We start from the raw sequence: 16,858 nt of genomic DNA, 5'->3' as shown, positions 1-16,858 counted from the left end.
GGGACAAAGATGGCCAAGACAAAGAAACTGCTGCGGGCGCTGGCTGGCGAAGTACAGGACGTGCCACCGATCTGGATGATGCGGCAGGCGGGGCGTTATTTGCCGGAGTACCGCGCAACCCGGGCGCAGGCCGGGGACTTTTTGTCTTTGTGTTATAACCCCGAGTTGGCGGCCGAGGTGACGTTACAGCCAATCCGCCGCTATGGCTTTGACGCGGCTATTCTGTTTGCTGACATTCTGTTGGTGCCGCAAGCTCTGGGTGCGGATCTGTGGTTTGTCACAGGTGAGGGGCCGCGGTTGTCGACGATCACCCAGCAATCCGATTTCGATGCGCTGAAACCGGTATCGGATATCCATGAAACCCTGTCGCCGGTGTACGAAACTGTCCGAATCCTTTCGCGAGAATTGCCATCCGAGACCACCCTTATCGGGTTCGCAGGCGCGCCATGGACGGTTGCGACCTACATGATCGCCGGTCGCGGCACGCCGGATCAGGGACCGGCTCATGCGCTGCGCGAGGAAAACACCGCCCTGTTCGAAGCGCTACTGGAGCGGATCACGCTGGCCACCATCGAATATCTCTCGGCCCAAATCGAGGCCGGGACCGAGGTGGTGAAGATTTTCGACAGCTGGGCCGGGTCGCTGAAAGGCGATGCCTTTCAAAAATATGCGGTCGAGCCTTGCCGTGTGATCACGCAGGCCATCAAGCAGCGCCATCCGGGCATCCCGGTGATCGGTTTCCCGCGCGAGGCAGGTGATGGTTACATAGGTTTTGCCAAAACCACCGGTGTGGATTGCGTTGCGCTGGACAATTCGGTGTCGCCGGATTGGGCGGTCGAGCATGTGCAGGTGGATGGCTGCGTTCAGGGCAATCTGGCCTCGTCACACATGGTGACCGGCGGACAGGCGCTGGTGGATGAGACGCGTCAGATTGTCGAGGCGTTCTCGAAAGGACCGCATATCTTTAATCTGGGCCACGGGATCACGCCAGATGCCGATCCTGAAAACGTTCAACTGATGATCGACACGGTGCGGTCGTGGCGGGACGCGTAGAGGGGCCAGCCCCTCTTGGATTTCGGCCAACTCACCCAGGGAAAATTTTAGCGAGGTGAAGGGTCAGGAGACGCGTTGGTGGACAGCTGATCCAGAATATCCTGCCTGTGTTCGCCTCGGCGTGGGCTGGTTTTGGGCTGCCATGTCTCGGTCGAAAAGCGGGGCGCGGCCGCAGCCTGCAGCGCTCCGTCATGGTCGATCCAGGTATGGCGCGCGGCGTTCATGGGATGGGCTTGCGCCTCGACCGGGTCGAGTACGGGCGCGACGCAGGCGTCGGAACCTTGGAATATATCGGCCCAGTGGGCGCGGGGTTTGCTGGCGAATAAGTCGGTGAGCCGTTGCGTGAGTTTGGGCCAAAGTGCCGGAACATATTGGTTTTTGAATTCGGTATCGTTGGTGAGTCCCAGTTTTTGCAGGAATTCGGCGTAGAACTTGGGCTCAAGACACTGGACGGACATGAAGCCCCCGTCCAGGCACGCGTAAGTGCGGCTCCAATGCGGGCCATCCAGCAGGCTTTGACCGCGCGTCTCAGACAGGTTTCCGGTTTGGCGCATACTCATCAACAGGTTCATCATGTGGGCCGATCCGTCATAAATGGCGGCATCAACCACGGTGCCCTGTCCGGACCGCTGCGCGTTGAGAAGCCCGGCAAGAATACCGGCAACTAGATACATGGCACCGCCGCCAATATCCCCGACCAGGGTCGCCGGGGTCTGCGGGGGCTGGCCCGCTGCTGATGCATACCACAATGCCCCGGACAATGAGATGTAGTTCAGATCGTGTCCGGCCGTTTCGGACAACGGGCTGTTCTGACCCCATCCGGTCATGCGACCATAGACCAGTTTGGGGTTCGACGCGTTGAACGTGTCGGGACCCAGCCCCAATTTTTCCATCACGCCGGGGCGAAACCCTTCGATCAGCGCGTCGGCCGAGGCGATCAGGCGTCTTGCGATGTCCAGATCGGCGGTATCCTTCAAATTCAGATCAATCGAGCGTTTGCCGCGGTCCAGGACGGATTGCTCGGGCATACCCGGTACGGCAGGCTGGCCCTTGCGGTGGATCGTGATGACGTCCGCCCCCAGATCGGCCAGCAGCATGGCGGCGAAAGGACCCGGCCCCAAGCCTTCAACTTCAATGATCCGTATTCCGCTGAGCATGAGCCCTCTCCTTTCTGCGCAGGTTTTCGGGGATACCCGGGGATTGCAAGCCCGGATTCTGCTGACTTGCCAGATGGTCACGCGATCCTTAGCGTTCCAAGCGGGATGGAGAGCGAGGCTCGGATGCGGTTGTGGTTCCTTTTTGGTAGCGTCGTTGCGCTGGCGGTGTTGGTAGGCGTGTTTTCGCGGCTGCATCCCCCTGGCAATATGATGTTGGCGGCGGGCCCAGAAGGCGGTGCTTATGAAACCGTTGCGCGGGACTACGCCGCAATTCTGGCACGCGATGATATTCAACTGGAAATACTGGATACCGCTGGTTCGGTCGAAAATGCTGAACTGCTTAGTGCGGGCGATGTCGACGCTGCGTTTCTACAAGGCGGTATCCGGGTTGATCCGAAAAAGGCTGAGGCCGTCGGGGCAGCGTTTTTTGAACCCATCATCTTTTTGGTCAACGAAGGCGCAACAATCCCAAAGAACCCCGCCTTGTGGACCGGTTTAAGGATCAACAGCGGCGCACTAGGCTCAGGTACGGCCGCGGCTTTTCGGGATTTCGAAGAGGCGGTCGGCTTGAATGAGGGGGATAACACACATTTCTCGATCCCCTATGCAAAAGCCGCGGCGGCTTTGTTGGACGGAGATTTGGATATCGCCGTCTATGTTGCCCCCATCGAAGCTCCCTATCTGAAGGCCGCATATGCAGAGCCGGGGCTTCGCGTACTGGCGCTGGATCATGTTCAGGCGATCTCGCGGCGGTTGGAATACGCGACAGTGGTGACAGTTCCGGCGGGAGGAATGTCGTTGGACCCAGTTCTTCCGCCGCAACCGGTAGAGTTGATAGCGATCGAAGCCCGTCTGGTCGTGCGACCGGATTTGCACCCTGCGCTGATCAACCGTCTGACGATGGCGGCGATTGAATTGCACAGTGCCCGCGGAATTATCGCCGATCCGGGGGCATTCCCCAACCTCGAAGGTGCAGGGATGACGATCAACAATACGGCCCGGCAGCTAATTGTTGATGGTCCTTCGACATGGCATAATTGGCTGCCCTATTGGATCGCAGCACAGATTAACCGGGTTCTTTTGCTGTTGCTGCCGTTCTTTTTCATTGTCGTGCCTCTGATCCGGCTTGTGCCTATGGCCTATGCCTACGCGATGCGGTGGCGGGTTTGGCAGCACTACCCAGAAATCCGGGAAATTGAGGAGGAACTGGCCAACAATCCTGGTGTCAACGAGCTGCGCGAGATGCAGGCGCATCTGAACGCCTTAGATGAACGCCTCGCAACGTTGCGGCTGCCCGCGGCCTATCGGCAAGGACTGTACGATGCGCGGTTGCATGTCGAACTTGTACAAAAACGGGTGGCCGAATTGCAGCAGCATAGTCAGACCTGATCCAGCCGCGCGCCCACAAAAAAGCGCAGAACAATGTGCGGAATTGACCTGTTCTGTGACGGGCCATCGGGGTAGTGTCCCCGCCAGAACAGGGAATGTGCATGACAACTATTCTGTCCATTAGGGATTTGCGTAAGTCCTATGCCGACGGATTCGAGGCGCTCAAAGGGGTGTCCTTGGATATCGAGCAGGGCGAAATTTTGGCGTTGCTGGGCCCAAATGGGGCTGGCAAGACAACGCTGATTTCCACCGTGTGTGGCATAACCACTCCGACTTCGGGCACCGTTGCCGTAGGTGGGCATGACATCCAGACCGAATTTCGTGCCGCGCGCCGGATGATCGGGCTGGTGCCGCAGGAAATCGCGCTTGAGCCGTTTGAGAAAGTTTGGAACACGGTCCGGTTCTCTCGCGGCCTGTTCGGATATGGCAGCGACAATGCCCGGATCGAAGAGATCCTGCGCAAGCTGTCTTTGTGGGACAAGCGTAAAAACGCGATCAAGGAACTGTCCGGTGGCATGAAGCGCCGCGTGCTGATTGCCAAGGCCCTGGCACATGAGCCGCGCGTGCTGTTCCTGGATGAGCCGACCGCCGGCGTGGATGTCGAACTGCGCAAGGACATGTGGGAGATCGTGGCCGAGCTGAAAAAGGCCGGGGTAACCATCATCCTGACGACACATTACATCGAAGAGGCCGAAGCCATTGCCGACAGGGTAGGTGTGATCGACAAGGGTGAGCTGCGGCTGGTCCAGGATAAGAACACCCTGATGGCCCAGATGGGCAAGAAGCAGATCGAGGTTATGCTGGCCGATCCTATCCAGGCCATTCCCGACAGTCTGGCTGTGCATAACCTGACGTTGAACGGAAATGGAGACGCACTGGTCTATACCTATGACACCCACGCGGACCGCACTGGGATCACCACGTTGCTGAACGATGTGGCGCAGGCGGGGCTTGTTCTGCGCGACGTGCAGACCCGGCAGTCGAGCCTGGAAGAGATTTTCGTGAACCTGGTATCCGGAGAACCCGCATGAACTGGTCTGCTATCGCTGCAATCTACCGGTTCGAAATGGCCCGGTTCTTCCGCACTCTGGCACAGAGCTTTCTGTCGCCGGTCCTGTCGACCTCATTGTATTTTGTGGTCTTCGGCACTGCGATCGGCAGCCGCATCCAAGAGGTCGAGGGTGTATCTTATGGCGCGTTTATCGTGCCGGGGCTTATCATGTTGTCCGTTGTGATGCTGGCAATCTCGAACGCGTCTTTCGGGATCTACTTCCCGAAATTCCTCGGTACGATCTACGAGCTGTTGTCGGCGCCAGTAAATTTTATAGAGATCGTGATAGGTTACGTCGGAGCCGCCGCTACCAAGTCGCTATTTGTCGGGCTGGTAATCCTTGTGACAGCCACATTCTTCGTGGACATACGCATCGAGCATCCCTTTGCGATGGCAGCGTTCCTGATCCTGTCCTGCCTCAGTTTTTCGCTGTTGGGCTTTATCGTTGGGATATGGGCCAGCAACTTTGAGCAGATATCTTTGGTGCCCCAACTGGTTGTCACGCCACTGATCTTTCTGGGCGGCACGTTCTATTCGATCTCGATGCTGCCGCCGGTGTGGCAGACGATCACCCTGTTCAACCCGGTTGTTTACCTGATTTCCGGGTTCCGCTGGTCGTTTTACGGGTTGGCCGATGTCCCGATCGGATTCAGCCTGTTGGCGATTCTGGTCTTCACGGGGACTTGTCTGGCTGTGATCGGCTGGATCTTCAAAACCGGTTGGCGCATTCGCAGCTAGGGCGTTGCATTTTTGCCCGCCATGTGTGTGAATTTGGTTCACGTCACGTCTAAGGCCCGAAGGGTCCCTTGTTTAGGGCCCAGCCGCACTCTACATCGGCACCCATGAAGCTCAGCCTGCCATTTATCAAAAAGCAGCCCCTCGTGGCCGTGGTTCGCCTGTCCGGCGCCATCGGAATGGCGGGGCGTGGATCGTTGAACGACACCGCGCTGGCCCCCGTTTTGGAAAAGGCGTTTCGCAAGGGTAAACCTGCGGCCGTGGCGCTTGAGATCAACTCGCCCGGTGGATCGCCGGTACAAAGCTCTCTGATCGGGTCGCGAATCCGGCGGCTGTCGGAAGAGCTTGAGATCCCCGTTATCGCCTTCGTCGAAGACGTTGCAGCGTCTGGCGGCTACTGGCTGGCCGCTGCCGCCGACGAAATCTGGGCGGATGACAGCTCGGTCCTGGGGTCGATCGGTGTGATTTCGGCTGGGTTTGGCGCGCATGTCCTTCTGGCGCGGCAAGGCATCGAGCGGCGCGTACATACGGCGGGCAAATCAAAATCAATGCTCGACCCGTTTTCGCCGGAGAAAGAAGAAGATGTCGCGCGGCTGCAAGGCTTGCTGGGTGATATCCACGCGAACTTCATTGACCATGTCAAAGCCCGTCGCGGTGACAAGCTGGATCAAAGTGCGGATCTGTTCACGGGCGAGGTCTGGCTTGCCAGACGTGCGCAGGAACTGGGCCTGATTGACGGCGTTGCGCACCTGAGGCCGAAAATGCAGGAGCGGTTCGGCGACAAGGTGAAGTTCCGCCGCTATGGCCTGCGCAAACCGTTCTGGTCGCGGTTCGGTGCCACACTTGCGCAAGACGCCATAACCGGAATTGAGGAGCGGGCGGCTTACGCGCGCTTTGGTTTGTGACGTGATTGTCAAGATTGTCACCCTTTTCCTGATTGCCATGGGTGTCTTGGCGATGTTCGGCAAGCTGCGCTTTCCGGGGCAGAAGAAGTTGCAATCTGCAAGATGCCCGCGCTGTGGACGGTTCAGTATAGGTAAGGGGCCTTGCTCCTGCGAAAAAGGAGGCCGTACATGACGGCATGGCTGTTATCCGGCCTCGGCTTGCTGATCTTGCTTCTCGCAGGTGATGCTCTGGTCCGCGGCGCAGTGAACCTGAGCCTGCGCCTGGGTGTACCAGCCCTGATCGTCAGCCTGACCATTGTGGCCTTTGGCACCTCGGCCCCCGAGCTGTTAATCGCGATCAGCGCGATCAAGGAAAACGCGCCGGGGATTGCGCTAGGTAACGTGGTCGGGTCGAACACGGCAAACATCTTGCTAGTTCTGGGTTTGCCAGCCTTGCTTGCCACGCTGCACACCAGCGAATGCAACACCAGAAGAAACTATGTTTTCATGCTGCTGGCCACGGTGCTGTTCATCGGCCTGGCATTTTGCGGCGTGTTCAACATTGCCAGTGGTGCGATCTTGCTGGCTGCTTTGGGATTGGTCCTGCTTAACGCGTTCCGCGATGCGCGCGCGCATCGCAAAGCCTGCGGTGAAGCCTTCGCGGGAGAGGATGAGCTGGAAGGTCTGGAAGAGGCCGATCCGGACATGCCCTATTGGAAACTATCGATCTATCTGGTCCTGGGCCTGATCGGCCTGCCGATGGGTGCGCATCTATTGGTCGACAATGCCACGATCATTGCCCGCACATATGGCGTCAGCGAAACGATTATCGGTCTGACCCTGATCGCAGTTGGGACATCCCTGCCGGAACTGGCAACGACTGTGATGGCGGCTCTACGGAGGCAAGCGGATGTCGCCTTGGGCAACGTGATCGGGTCGAACATGTTCAACCTTTTGGCCATCGTCGGTATCGCCACTTTGTTTGGACGTATCCCGGTGGACCCGGAATTCCTGCGTTTCGATCTGTGGGTTATGCTGGGCGCATCGCTTCTGTTGATCCCGTTCGTGTTCTTGAAACAAGATATCACACGCGGCTGGGGTCTAGTGTTGACGCTGCTGTATGCCGTCTACATCGTCTCGCTATTGGCGTGACCTGAAGATAGGGGGAAATCCATGGCCCGAGCGTTGGTGACCGGTGCAGGTATTCGTCTTGGTCGGGCAATGGCCCTGTATCTGGCAAAACGGGGGTATGACGTCGCCGTGCACTATGCGACGTCTGAACAACCTGCCGCCGAAACCGTAGCCGAGGTGCAGGCGCTTGGGCGCAAGGCGGTCGCCTTGCACGCCGATCTGCTGGATGAGGCGCAGGTCCTGACCTTGCTGCCCCGTGCGGCAGAGGCGCTGGGCGGACCAATCACCTGTCTGGTGAACAACGCATCGATCTTTGAATACGACAACCTTCAATCCGCCACGCGGCAAAGCTGGGACCGGCATCTCGACAGCAACCTGCGTGCGCCATTCGTTCTGACGCAGGCCATGGCCGCGCAGGGGCTGAAGCCGGGCACGGACGAGGCGGGTGAGCCTGTTGCCACCGGGCTGATCGTGAACATGGTGGATATGCGGGTGCGCAAGCTCACGCCAGAGTTCATGACCTATACGATTGCCAAGATGGGTCTGTGGGCCTTGACGCGCACCTCGGCGCAGGCGCTTTCGCCAGCGATCCGGGTTAACGCGATCGGGCCTGGTCCAACGATGCAAGGTCATCGGCAAAGCCAAGAACACTTCAATGCGCAGCGCGCGAACACGGTTCTGGAGCGCGGGTCAAACCCATCCGATATCACCGCGGCATTGGGTTATTTCCTGGATGCGCATGCGGTCACAGGTCAACTATTGTGCGTCGACGGAGGTCAGCATCTGGGGTGGAAAACACCGGATGTTCTGGGGCTTGAATAAGTAAAACTGCTGCAAGTTTTGCACCGCTCTCGGTTCTGTTACCTTCGCGTTACAAAAATGTCTTTTTTTTCATACACTTGCCTTGTGAATGAAATTATATACAATAAAAACAATGAGTTAAATATTTGCTTATTTTTTGTGCAAATCAAGGATTCCTTAATGAATCAAGGGAAATTCGCCACGCTCAGAAACTTATCTTCACACTTATCCACAGAAACCGTGGATTTGTTTTCTCTTGATCTGGAGGCCACAAGATTGCAGCCATGGTCAGAGAATCATATCTCAAGAAAATGACAACAGACAGCGACTCGACCCCTGACACTCAATTGACCGGCTATGCCTGCATTTTGCGGTATGTGAAGACGCTGGACAGCTCACCCGGTGTGTATCGGATGTTAGATGCGGACAGCCGGGTGCTGTACGTCGGCAAGGCGCGCAACCTCAAAGCGCGGGTGTCGAACTATGCGCGGCCGGGACATTCGGGGCGGATTGAGCGGATGATCGCGGCGACAGCCTCGATGATGTTCCTGACCACGCGGACCGAGACCGAGGCGCTGCTGCTTGAGCAGAACCTGATCAAGCAGCTCAAGCCCAAGTACAACGTGCTGCTGCGGGATGATAAGAGTTTTCCCAATATTCTGGTCGCCAAGGACCATGCCTTTCCGCAGATCAAAAAACACCGTGGCGCGAAGAAAGAGAAGGGGACCTATTTTGGCCCCTTCGCCAGTGCTGGCGCGGTCAATCGAACGTTGAACCAGCTGCAAAAGGCGTTTCTGTTGCGCAATTGCTCGGATTCCATGTTTGACGGCCGCACGCGGCCCTGTCTGCTTTATCAGATCAAGCGGTGCTCGGGACCATGCGTTGGCCTGATCTCGGAAGATGAATACGGCGAAAGCGTCAAAGATGCCGAGCGGTTCCTGTCGGGGCGGTCGACCAAAGTGCAAGAAGAGCTGGCCGAACAGATGATGGCCGCGTCCGAGGCGATGGAGTTCGAGCGTGCAGCCGGACTGCGTGATCGCATTCGCGCGCTGACGCAGGTGCAGACGTCCCAAGGTATCAATCCGCGCGGCGTAGCCGAGGCGGATGTGATCGGCCTCTATATGGACAGTGGGCAAGCTTGTGTTCAGGTGTTCTTTATCCGCGCCAATCAGAACTGGGGGAACAAGGATTTCTATCCTCGTGTCGGTGCGGATGTGTCCGCAGCAGAGGTGATGGAGGCGTTTCTTGGCCAGTTCTACGACAACAAGGAACCGCCCCGGCAACTGATCCTGTCGGACGCCGTCGAAAATGCCGATCTAATGCACGAGGCGCTGAGCGAGAAGGCAGGGCGCAAGGTCGAAATCCTAGTGCCTCAGCGCGGTGAGAAACAGGAACTGATTGCAGGGGCCTTGCGCAACGCGCGGGAATCTCTGGCCCGTCGGATGTCGGAAAGTGCCACGCAGGCCAAGCTGTTGCGTGGCGTGGCCGAAGCGTTTGATCTGGACAGCCCACCGAACCGGATTGAGGTTTACGATAACTCTCATATCCAGGGCACCAACGCTGTTGGTGGGATGATCGTGGCAGGCCCAGAAGGGTACATGAAAAATGCCTATCGAAAGTTCAATATTCGCGGCGACGATCTGACCCCTGGTGACGATTTCGGCATGATGAAAGAGGTTCTGACCCGCCGCTTTACTCGCCTGCAAAAAGAGGATCCGGATCGTGACAAGGGGTTGTGGCCCGACCTGTTACTGATCGACGGCGGCGCGGGGCAGGTGAGTGCTGTGCGCGAAATCATGGTTGAACATGGGGTCGAAGATATTCCTATGGTCGGTGTTGCAAAGGGCGTTGATCGCGATCACGGCAAGGAAGAGTTCCATCGTACCGGCCAGCGCCCCTTTGCCTTAAAACGCAATGACCCGGTGCTGTATTTTATTCAACGTCTGCGGGACGAGGCGCACCGGTTTGCAATCGGCACTCACCGTGCCAAACGGGCCAAAGCGGTTGGCGCGACGCCGTTGGACGAAATCCCCGGAGTTGGTGCTGCGCGCAAACGGGCATTACTGGCGCATTTCGGCAGTGCCAAGGCTGTTAGCCGGGCCAATCTGGCGGATTTGAAAGCGGTCGAGGGGATCTCAGCCGGGTTGGCGCAGAAGGTTTATGATTTCTTCCACGACAAGGGCTAGGCCTTGCGCCCGCGCCACAGGATGTAGAGGCCGGAGGCCACGATCAGACCACTACCGATCCACATTGTCCGGTCCAGATCCTCGCCGAAAAAGATCACGCCCAAGGCAACACCAAACAGCAGGCGGGAATAGCGGAAGGGCGTGACGGCGGACACCTCTCCGGTTCGCATGGCCTTCATCAGGGATGTGTATGCGATTGCGCCCAGGCCCACGGCTCCGACGATATGCAGGCTTGTGAGCAACGGCACAGACGCGATGGGGGCCTGTTCCCAAAAGCTGTAGGCAAACCCGGCGACAATCACGCTGACAAAGCCGTAGAACCCTAAAACTTCGGTTCCAAGGCTGGCGGGTGCGACTCGGCTGGCCAGATCACGGCCAGCAAACCCCAACATCCCCAGCACGGCCAACAGAGACAAGATGGTGAAACTGTCTCCGGTCGGTTGGATGATGATGACAACGCCGATCAGGCCAACGAGAATGGCGCTCCACCGCCGCCAACCAACGGTCTCTCCGAATAGAAGCGCGGCACAGGCGACGACCACAAGCGGGGTGGCCTGCAGGATAACGGTTGCTGATGACAAGGGCGTCAATGTGATGGCCAGAACGTAGAACAGCCGCCCGAGGATTTCGAACACCGCGCGGATCTTCATTGCTGGCGACAGCACATCCGATTGCAGCAGCCGCGTGCCACGTGCCATTGCGACACAGGCAAAGATGAGCGCGCCACCCAATCCGAACAGGACAAGAATTTGCCAGACGGGCAAGGCAACCGCCGCTGCTTTCAGCAGCGCGTCTTCCAGTGCGAAACATGCCATCGCGCCGATCATCCATGCGCTACCGATCAGGTTCGCGCGCGCATCGGTCTCAATATTCGGGGTCATCGGGTCGTCTTTGCCATTGGGCTTGGTCGGCTGCACTCTGACGACAATTCGACCCGGGGCAAAGGCCAATAACCGGTGCCGCGCCGGACTGCGGCGCTTTGACCAAGTCTCTGTGATCGGTACAGTTTTTTTCCACCCCGTCTTTCCTGTCCCCGGTCAGCGATGTAGGGTCTGCTTCATGAAGTGGAACCTGCCGAATATCCTGACCGTCCTGCGCCTGCTGGCCGCGCCCGGTCTGGCCGTAATGTTTCTGTATTTCACCAGACCCTATGCAGACTGGTTTGCGCTGATCCTGTTTCTGACGGCAGCCATTACCGACTGGTTTGATGGATACTTAGCGCGCGCGTGGAAACAGGAAACCAAGATCGGCGCCATGTTGGACCCGATTGCGGACAAGGCGATGGTGGTGATCGCGCTGATGATCCTTGTGGGTTACTCCGCTGAGCACTGGACGCCCTGGTTGGTGTTACCTGCCACAGTGATCCTGTTCCGCGAAGTTTTTGTCTCGGGCTTGCGGGAATATCTGGGCGATACGGCCGGAACGCTGAAGGTCACAAAGCTAGCGAAATGGAAAACGACCGCGCAGATGGTGGCGATTGCCGTTCTGTTTTCGCAGGGGATTTTCGAATACTACTTTGTGATGGCTACGTTCGGCATGGATGCCGCAACGATGGATCAGGTTCTGACGGGTCAGATGGAAGACCTGAATCATATGCGCTGGCACCTTGAGGCGATGTTCTGGTCTGGCCGCATCGGGTTGTGGCTGCTGTGGATTGCGGCGGCGCTGACATTGATCACCGGCTATGACTACCTACGTAAAGCCATGCCCCACCTGAAGGAGAGCTAAGGGATGGACGTTCTGTATTTTGCCTGGGTGCGTGAACGGATCGGCCTGCCGAAAGAACGGATCGAGACCGAGGCAGCGACCGTATCCGATCTGGTCGCAGAGCTGAGTGCGCGTGAAGACCGGTATGCTGCCGCATTTGCGGACCTGTCCGCATTGCGCGTGGCACTGGATCAGGAACTGTCCGATTTTGACGCATCCCTTACTGGTGTGCGCGAAGTGGCGTTTTTCCCGCCGATGACTGGCGGCTGAAACGATGCGTATTTCGGTTCAGCAGGAAGAATTCGATCTTGGGGCTGAAGCCAATGCCTTTGCCGCCGGAGACGATGCCAACGGCGCCATCGTAACCTTTACCGGCGTGGTGCGCGATCTGGCATCGGGCGATCTGGATGTGATGGAAATCGAACATTACCCCGGCATGACCGAACGCGCGCTGACCAAAATAGCAGAAGAGGCGCAGAGCCGCTGGTCGCTTGGCGATGTTCTGGTGATCCACCGGCACGGACGTCTGGCTCCGGGTGATCGGATCATGATGGTCGCCACGGCTGCACGACATCGAAAGGACGCGTTCGAGGCGGCAGAATACCTGATGGATTACCTGAAATCCCGCGCGCCCTTTTGGAAAAAGGAAATCACCACATCCGGCGCGGAATGGGTCGCAGCCAAGGATGAGGATGAAGATGCGCTGACGCGGTGGTAGGTTCTGTGCCCGGCACCGGATTATCTGGTGCCGGGTCTATCATAGCGAGTTAGGTGCTTTGTTCGGTGTTACACTGCCGTGCCGCTTCGATGGCTTTTTTAGTACCATCCAGACTAACGGTGAATGCGAACTCTTTCTTCGGAAACACGGTCATTTCGTATTTGTTCATGACGTCATCCACAAACTGGGCGTTGTTCGCAAGGATGTATCCGCCTGTATATCCGTCGGCGAGATGCTTAGTCTTCTTGTGCGCCTCAGCTTCGTAGACGTTGCCGTCGAGTGACAGGAAGATCTTTTCCTTCTTACCCTTCAGGCCAATGTCGTTCTTCGTGAACACACCAAGATAGCCCATCTCGTGGTCCTTGGTCAGACCCATCTGAACGACGTTCTGGTTTTCGTCCATACGCTCGATCAGGCAGGACCCGCGGGAGTCATCCACAAAGATAGTCCAACCGGATTCTTCGCCCCAGTTGGTGAAGGTATCGTTCTCTGACGGTATGACGTCACTTGAAGCCCAAGCGGCTACAGCAGAGAAGATGCTTAGAGTCGCAGCGGTTGTTAATGATGATTTGAAATTCATAGTACACTCCAATTTTCTGGATAGTGAACAGTGATGTGCATGTGTAAAAAATGCACCAATTCCTAATATTGAATTTGTTGTAAGAATTGAAGGCGATTGCCTCGGATCGGCTGATTTGTGCCGAAGGTGCAGTCGGCCCCAACCGGGGTCAGCTATTAAGCACGGGGCTGGGATCAATCCGCGTTGTTGATACGCCCGCGTAGTTCTTCCGCCTCTTGCCGGGCGGCGCGCAGGCCGTCCATGGCGGCGGCCAATTCGGCCTCGGTCTGGGTCAGCTGGTTGGTCAGTTCGGCCTCGCGCTGCTGCAGATAGGTGATGGCCTGGTCGCGGGTTTCTTCTGCCTCATGCAGCTCCTGGCTCATGCGGTCCAGATCGGCGACGTCGCTTTGGCGGACGCGCGACAGGCGATGGGCCAGCCAGTTGGCGAACCATCCCATGCTAAAGGCGGCAAACAATATGACGGCGGTCGCGATAATGAATTCGATTCTGTTCAATTTACTGGTCCCCTGCGCCCGAGTCGGTTTCCGCATCCGTTTCCGCGGCTTCGGCCTCTGGCTCTGCGTCTTGTGACGTCTCTGCTTCGTCTTCCATCGCTTCGAGCGCGGTTTGAGATTCGGCGGTGGATTCGGGCCGGATCAGGCGGAATTCGATACGTCTGTTTTCTTCGCGCCCGATTTCTGTGTCATTGTCGGCAATTGGCTGGGTTTCACCATAGCCCAAGGCAGTAAAGCTGGCTGTAGGCACGCGCCGCGCGCGCAGCTCATTTAAGATGGATTGTGCACGCGACTGGCTGAGCTGCTGGTTCATCTCTTCGCGGCCCTGGCTGTCAGTGTGGCCCTGAATCTCCAGTCGGATGGGTCCGCATTCCCGCAGGATGTCGGCGATCTGATTGACCGTATCGCGCGATTCGGCGGCGACCGTGGCAGAACCTGGTTCAAAGGCGATTTTGGAACCCGCCTGAACCTCGGCGATGCGCTCTTCGCAAACATCCGGGTCGGGCAGCTTGTCTGCGGGCTCGGGTGGCTTTTGATAGGTGATCGACAGGCTGAAATCTTGTGCCTCGCCCAGTTTTTCCGACAAAAGCCCCGAAACATAGGCCCGGGTTTTGGGATCGTGGCTGATGCCGTTCAGAACTACTTCGTCCGGTGTCACGGTCAGCGCGCCATTGTGCAGTTGCGACAACGCCTCAAGCCCGCTGAGGACGCGAATGGGCCAATCAGCGGGCAGGTCAGGGGCCACGCGGGTTGCGGTATAGACGTGTTCATAACCAAAGGCTGCACGGGCATAGCTGTCGACCATGTCGCGCTGGGTTTCATCCCCTAGCCGGCCGCGCATTTGCACCAGGCCTTCGGGACTTCGTGTTGCTGAGAATTCGGGCGGGCCGGATTGGTTTTCCGTTTCGGGTTCCGGCAGAACCGCGTGCAGGGCAAAGACCTCGGGCAGCGCGTTTTCCAGTTCACCGATCACCTGATCAAACAGCGCGGCACCAGTACCTTCGGCCGCGACCAGAGTGATATCCGCATCTGACAAAGTCACCGTACCCTGGCCGATTTCCGACAGCGCCCGAATGCTTAACACGGCGGCATCGGGCCAGCGAGGCGAGGGTTCACCCAGACCGATGGTGCAGGAATAAGGCCCGGTCAGACCAGCATCCTGTGCGGCTGCGACGATCCGGTCCCGCGCCTTTTCATCCTGGGCTGAACAGGCGTCGAATTGCCCGCCATTTTCGTCGATCAGATAGCGCAAGGTGAAGGGTGTAATGACCGGGCGCGGTGCGGAAATGGACAGGCCAATGCGTAGGCTGGGCGGTGCCGCGCGCGTCAGCTCTTGCTCCAGCCGTTCTTTTTCCTGCTGGCTGTCGGCAATTGCCGTCACCTTTACAAGCCCGGGGCTGGCAGAAATTTTGGCCCGCGGCAGTCGGGTCAGCGCCTCAACAGCAAAAGCGATCGCATCGTCCCAGCCTTTGGGCTTTGGATAGTCGGCGGTTTCCAGCAAATCAGATATCGGCCCGTCATTCAGCGTGCGCAATCTTTTCGTCAGTGCGTCGCGGTCTTCGCTGGCCGGGATCAGGCCAATAACCGAGATACCGCTGTCATTGCGGAGAATTTCGGCAGAAAAGCGTGGGGAGGCCAACTGCGTCGAGGGCGCGACTTCCATTTCATCAATCACGCGCGAGGTGTCGACCTCGGTCCCCGCCGCCGTCAGAGCGTTGAATCGTGTGGCCTCATCCGTGGCGGTGCCGGTCAGAACCACCCGCAGCCCGTTTGACTGGACCTCGGCCCAGTTATGGCCTTTCAGGTCCAGCGCACGCCGAACGGCAAACTCAGAGGCTTCTTCGACCTTTGTTACGGCAAAACTTGCCGCCAACAGAGACAGCCCTGCGGACACAAGGAAGACAAAGGCAACGACGAAGAAATAAGGCAGACGCATGTGCGAACTATCGACTCCTCGGGTGAGTGTTCAGAACTCTTACAGAGGCCTAGGCCTGGGTGCAATCAGAGCAGCAAGGCGACGCAAAGGAAGATCAGCGGAATAAGGCCGGTGTCGCGGTTGGCGCGGAACAATTGCAGCAGTTTGGCGTTGTCCTCGATATCAAGTCCCCGCAATTGCCATGCCATGTGCCACCCCATCGCCCAAGGCCCGCCAAGGGCCACTACCAGGGCAATGATTGACGCCTGGGTCGTCGCGGCGTCAATGATTGCCAGTCCCATAAGCGCTACTGTTGCCATCAGGAAATACTTCAACCACCGTGCAGTATCAGTGCCAAACAGCCGGGCCGTGGACTTGATCCCGATCAGCTCGTCGTCTTCTGCGTCCTGATGGGCATAGATCGTGTCGTAAAACAGCGTCCACGCGATTCCGGCCAGATATAGCGTGATTGCGGGTATGCTTATGGTTCCCGTGTGCGCAGCCCAGGCCAGCAGGATGCCCCAGTTGAAGGCAAGCCCCAGAAACACCTGCGGCCACCATGTAAATCGCTTGGCAAATGGATAGATCGTCACTGGCAACAGTGACAACACACCCATCGCAATTGCGGCTTGGTTGAATGTGAGCAGAATCATCAGCGCCAGCAGGCATTGCAGTCCCATCCAGATCACGGCCTGGCGCACGCTGACCTGACCGGACGGGATTGGGCGGGACCGTGTGCGTTCGACCTGACCATCGAATTCGCGGTCGGTGATGTCATTCCATGTGCAACCCGCACCGCGCATCAGAAAGGCTCCGAAGGCGCAGCCGATGGCGATCCACAGATCCTCCCACCGCGGGGTGCCGTCGCTGAGGATGGCCAGTGCCAATCCCCACCAGCAGGGAATCAACAGCAACCACGTGCCGATGGGCCGGTCAGCGCGGCTCAGGCGCAGGTAGGGGCGGGTGAAAGCGGGCGCATATGTATCGACCCAGTTGCCGCTGACAGCGTCGGCAACCTGACCGTCTGGTGTTGGGGCATTGCCTTGCATATGTAAGG

The 16,858-nt window shown here is 58.0% G+C and carries 17 protein-coding genes; 11 read left to right on the top strand and 6 right to left on the bottom strand.

Annotated features, from left to right (window positions below):
- Positions 1-9 precede the first annotated feature (9 nt).
- Positions 10-1,053 carry a uroporphyrinogen decarboxylase gene (hemE, locus tag DK510_RS16405; RefSeq protein ID WP_109312984.1) on the top strand — a complete coding sequence of 348 codons (1,044 nt, stop codon included), beginning with the start codon at positions 10-12 and terminating at the stop codon, positions 1,051-1,053.
- A gap of 47 nt (positions 1,054-1,100) precedes the next feature.
- On the opposite strand, the gene DK510_RS16400 is transcribed toward hemE, so the two are convergent.
- On the bottom strand, positions 1,101-2,210 hold the full coding sequence (locus tag DK510_RS16400; RefSeq protein WP_109312983.1) for a CaiB/BaiF CoA-transferase family protein: 1,110 nt from the start codon (positions 2,208-2,210) through the stop codon (positions 1,101-1,103).
- A 123-nt stretch (positions 2,211-2,333) separates the two neighbouring features.
- Here DK510_RS16400 and DK510_RS16395 point away from each other — a divergent pair, with 123 nt between their 5' ends.
- From DK510_RS16395 to uvrC, 7 genes are all read left to right on the top strand, one after another.
- Complete coding sequence (locus DK510_RS16395) at positions 2,334-3,599, top strand: TAXI family TRAP transporter solute-binding subunit (protein WP_160116552.1); 1,266 nt, start codon at positions 2,334-2,336, stop codon at positions 3,597-3,599.
- A gap of 101 nt (positions 3,600-3,700) precedes the next feature.
- Positions 3,701-4,630: an ABC transporter ATP-binding protein gene (locus DK510_RS16390; RefSeq protein ID WP_109313016.1), complete on the top strand. Its 930-nt coding sequence runs from the start codon at positions 3,701-3,703 to the stop codon at positions 4,628-4,630.
- Entirely contained in the window at positions 4,627-5,388 is a 762-nt protein-coding gene (locus tag DK510_RS16385; protein WP_058273631.1) for an ABC transporter permease, read from the top strand. The genes DK510_RS16390 and DK510_RS16385 overlap by 4 nt, the downstream gene beginning before the upstream one ends.
- A gap of 104 nt (positions 5,389-5,492) precedes the next feature.
- On the top strand, positions 5,493-6,290 hold the full coding sequence (locus DK510_RS16380) for a S49 family peptidase (protein ID WP_109312981.1): 798 nt from the start codon (positions 5,493-5,495) through the stop codon (positions 6,288-6,290).
- A gap of 168 nt (positions 6,291-6,458) precedes the next feature.
- The gene (locus tag DK510_RS16375) at positions 6,459-7,421 is read left to right on the top strand and encodes a calcium/sodium antiporter (RefSeq protein WP_109312980.1); all 963 of its coding nucleotides are present in this window, start codon (positions 6,459-6,461) and stop codon (positions 7,419-7,421) included.
- A gap of 21 nt (positions 7,422-7,442) precedes the next feature.
- Positions 7,443-8,222: an SDR family oxidoreductase gene (locus DK510_RS16370; RefSeq protein ID WP_109312979.1), complete on the top strand. Its 780-nt coding sequence runs from the start codon at positions 7,443-7,445 to the stop codon at positions 8,220-8,222.
- A gap of 290 nt (positions 8,223-8,512) precedes the next feature.
- The gene (uvrC, locus tag DK510_RS16365; RefSeq protein ID WP_109313015.1) at positions 8,513-10,387 is read left to right on the top strand and encodes an excinuclease ABC subunit UvrC; all 1,875 of its coding nucleotides are present in this window, start codon (positions 8,513-8,515) and stop codon (positions 10,385-10,387) included.
- Here uvrC and DK510_RS16360 read toward each other — a convergent pair.
- Complete coding sequence (locus DK510_RS16360) at positions 10,384-11,268, bottom strand: DMT family transporter (RefSeq protein WP_109312978.1); 885 nt, start codon at positions 11,266-11,268, stop codon at positions 10,384-10,386. The two genes, uvrC and DK510_RS16360, sit on opposite strands and share 4 nt — an antisense overlap.
- 178 nt (positions 11,269-11,446) lie before the next feature.
- On the opposite strand from DK510_RS16360, the gene pgsA reads away from it, so the two are divergent.
- The 3 genes from pgsA to DK510_RS16345 are packed head-to-tail and all read left to right on the top strand — an operon-like array spanning position 11,447 to position 12,812.
- Positions 11,447-12,115, top strand: a complete 669-nt coding sequence (pgsA, locus tag DK510_RS16355; RefSeq protein ID WP_109312977.1) for a CDP-diacylglycerol--glycerol-3-phosphate 3-phosphatidyltransferase — start codon at positions 11,447-11,449, stop codon at positions 12,113-12,115.
- A gap of 3 nt (positions 12,116-12,118) precedes the next feature.
- A complete protein-coding gene (moaD, locus tag DK510_RS16350; protein WP_109312976.1) occupies positions 12,119-12,364 on the top strand; it encodes a molybdopterin converting factor subunit 1 in 246 nt (81 codons plus the stop codon).
- Between the two features lie 4 nt (positions 12,365-12,368).
- Positions 12,369-12,812 carry a molybdenum cofactor biosynthesis protein MoaE gene (locus DK510_RS16345; protein WP_109312975.1) on the top strand — a complete coding sequence of 148 codons (444 nt, stop codon included), beginning with the start codon at positions 12,369-12,371 and terminating at the stop codon, positions 12,810-12,812.
- Between the two features lie 49 nt (positions 12,813-12,861).
- On the opposite strand, the gene DK510_RS16340 is transcribed toward DK510_RS16345, so the two are convergent.
- The 4 genes from DK510_RS16340 to ubiA all read right to left on the bottom strand — a co-directional run bounded on the left by DK510_RS16340 (position 12,862) and on the right by ubiA (position 16,850).
- Complete coding sequence (locus tag DK510_RS16340) at positions 12,862-13,392, bottom strand: hypothetical protein (RefSeq protein WP_058278867.1); 531 nt, start codon at positions 13,390-13,392, stop codon at positions 12,862-12,864.
- Positions 13,393-13,565: 173 nt separating this feature from the next.
- Positions 13,566-13,886 (bottom strand): hypothetical protein, encoded by a 321-nt coding sequence (locus DK510_RS16335; RefSeq protein WP_058278866.1) that lies wholly within the window; start codon positions 13,884-13,886, stop codon positions 13,566-13,568.
- Between the two features lies 1 nt (position 13,887).
- Positions 13,888-15,822 carry an OmpA family protein gene (locus DK510_RS16330; RefSeq protein ID WP_109312974.1) on the bottom strand — a complete coding sequence of 645 codons (1,935 nt, stop codon included), beginning with the start codon at positions 15,820-15,822 and terminating at the stop codon, positions 13,888-13,890.
- 65 nt (positions 15,823-15,887) lie between these two features.
- Positions 15,888-16,850, bottom strand: a complete 963-nt coding sequence (gene ubiA / locus DK510_RS16325; RefSeq protein ID WP_109312973.1) for a 4-hydroxybenzoate octaprenyltransferase — start codon at positions 16,848-16,850, stop codon at positions 15,888-15,890.
- Positions 16,851-16,858: the final 8 nt, after the last annotated feature.

Source organism: Ruegeria sp. AU67, from assembly GCF_900312795.1.
Taxonomy (GTDB): domain Bacteria; phylum Pseudomonadota; class Alphaproteobacteria; order Rhodobacterales; family Rhodobacteraceae; genus Ruegeria; species Ruegeria atlantica.
This window is presented reverse-complemented; position numbering and strand designations above follow the sequence as displayed.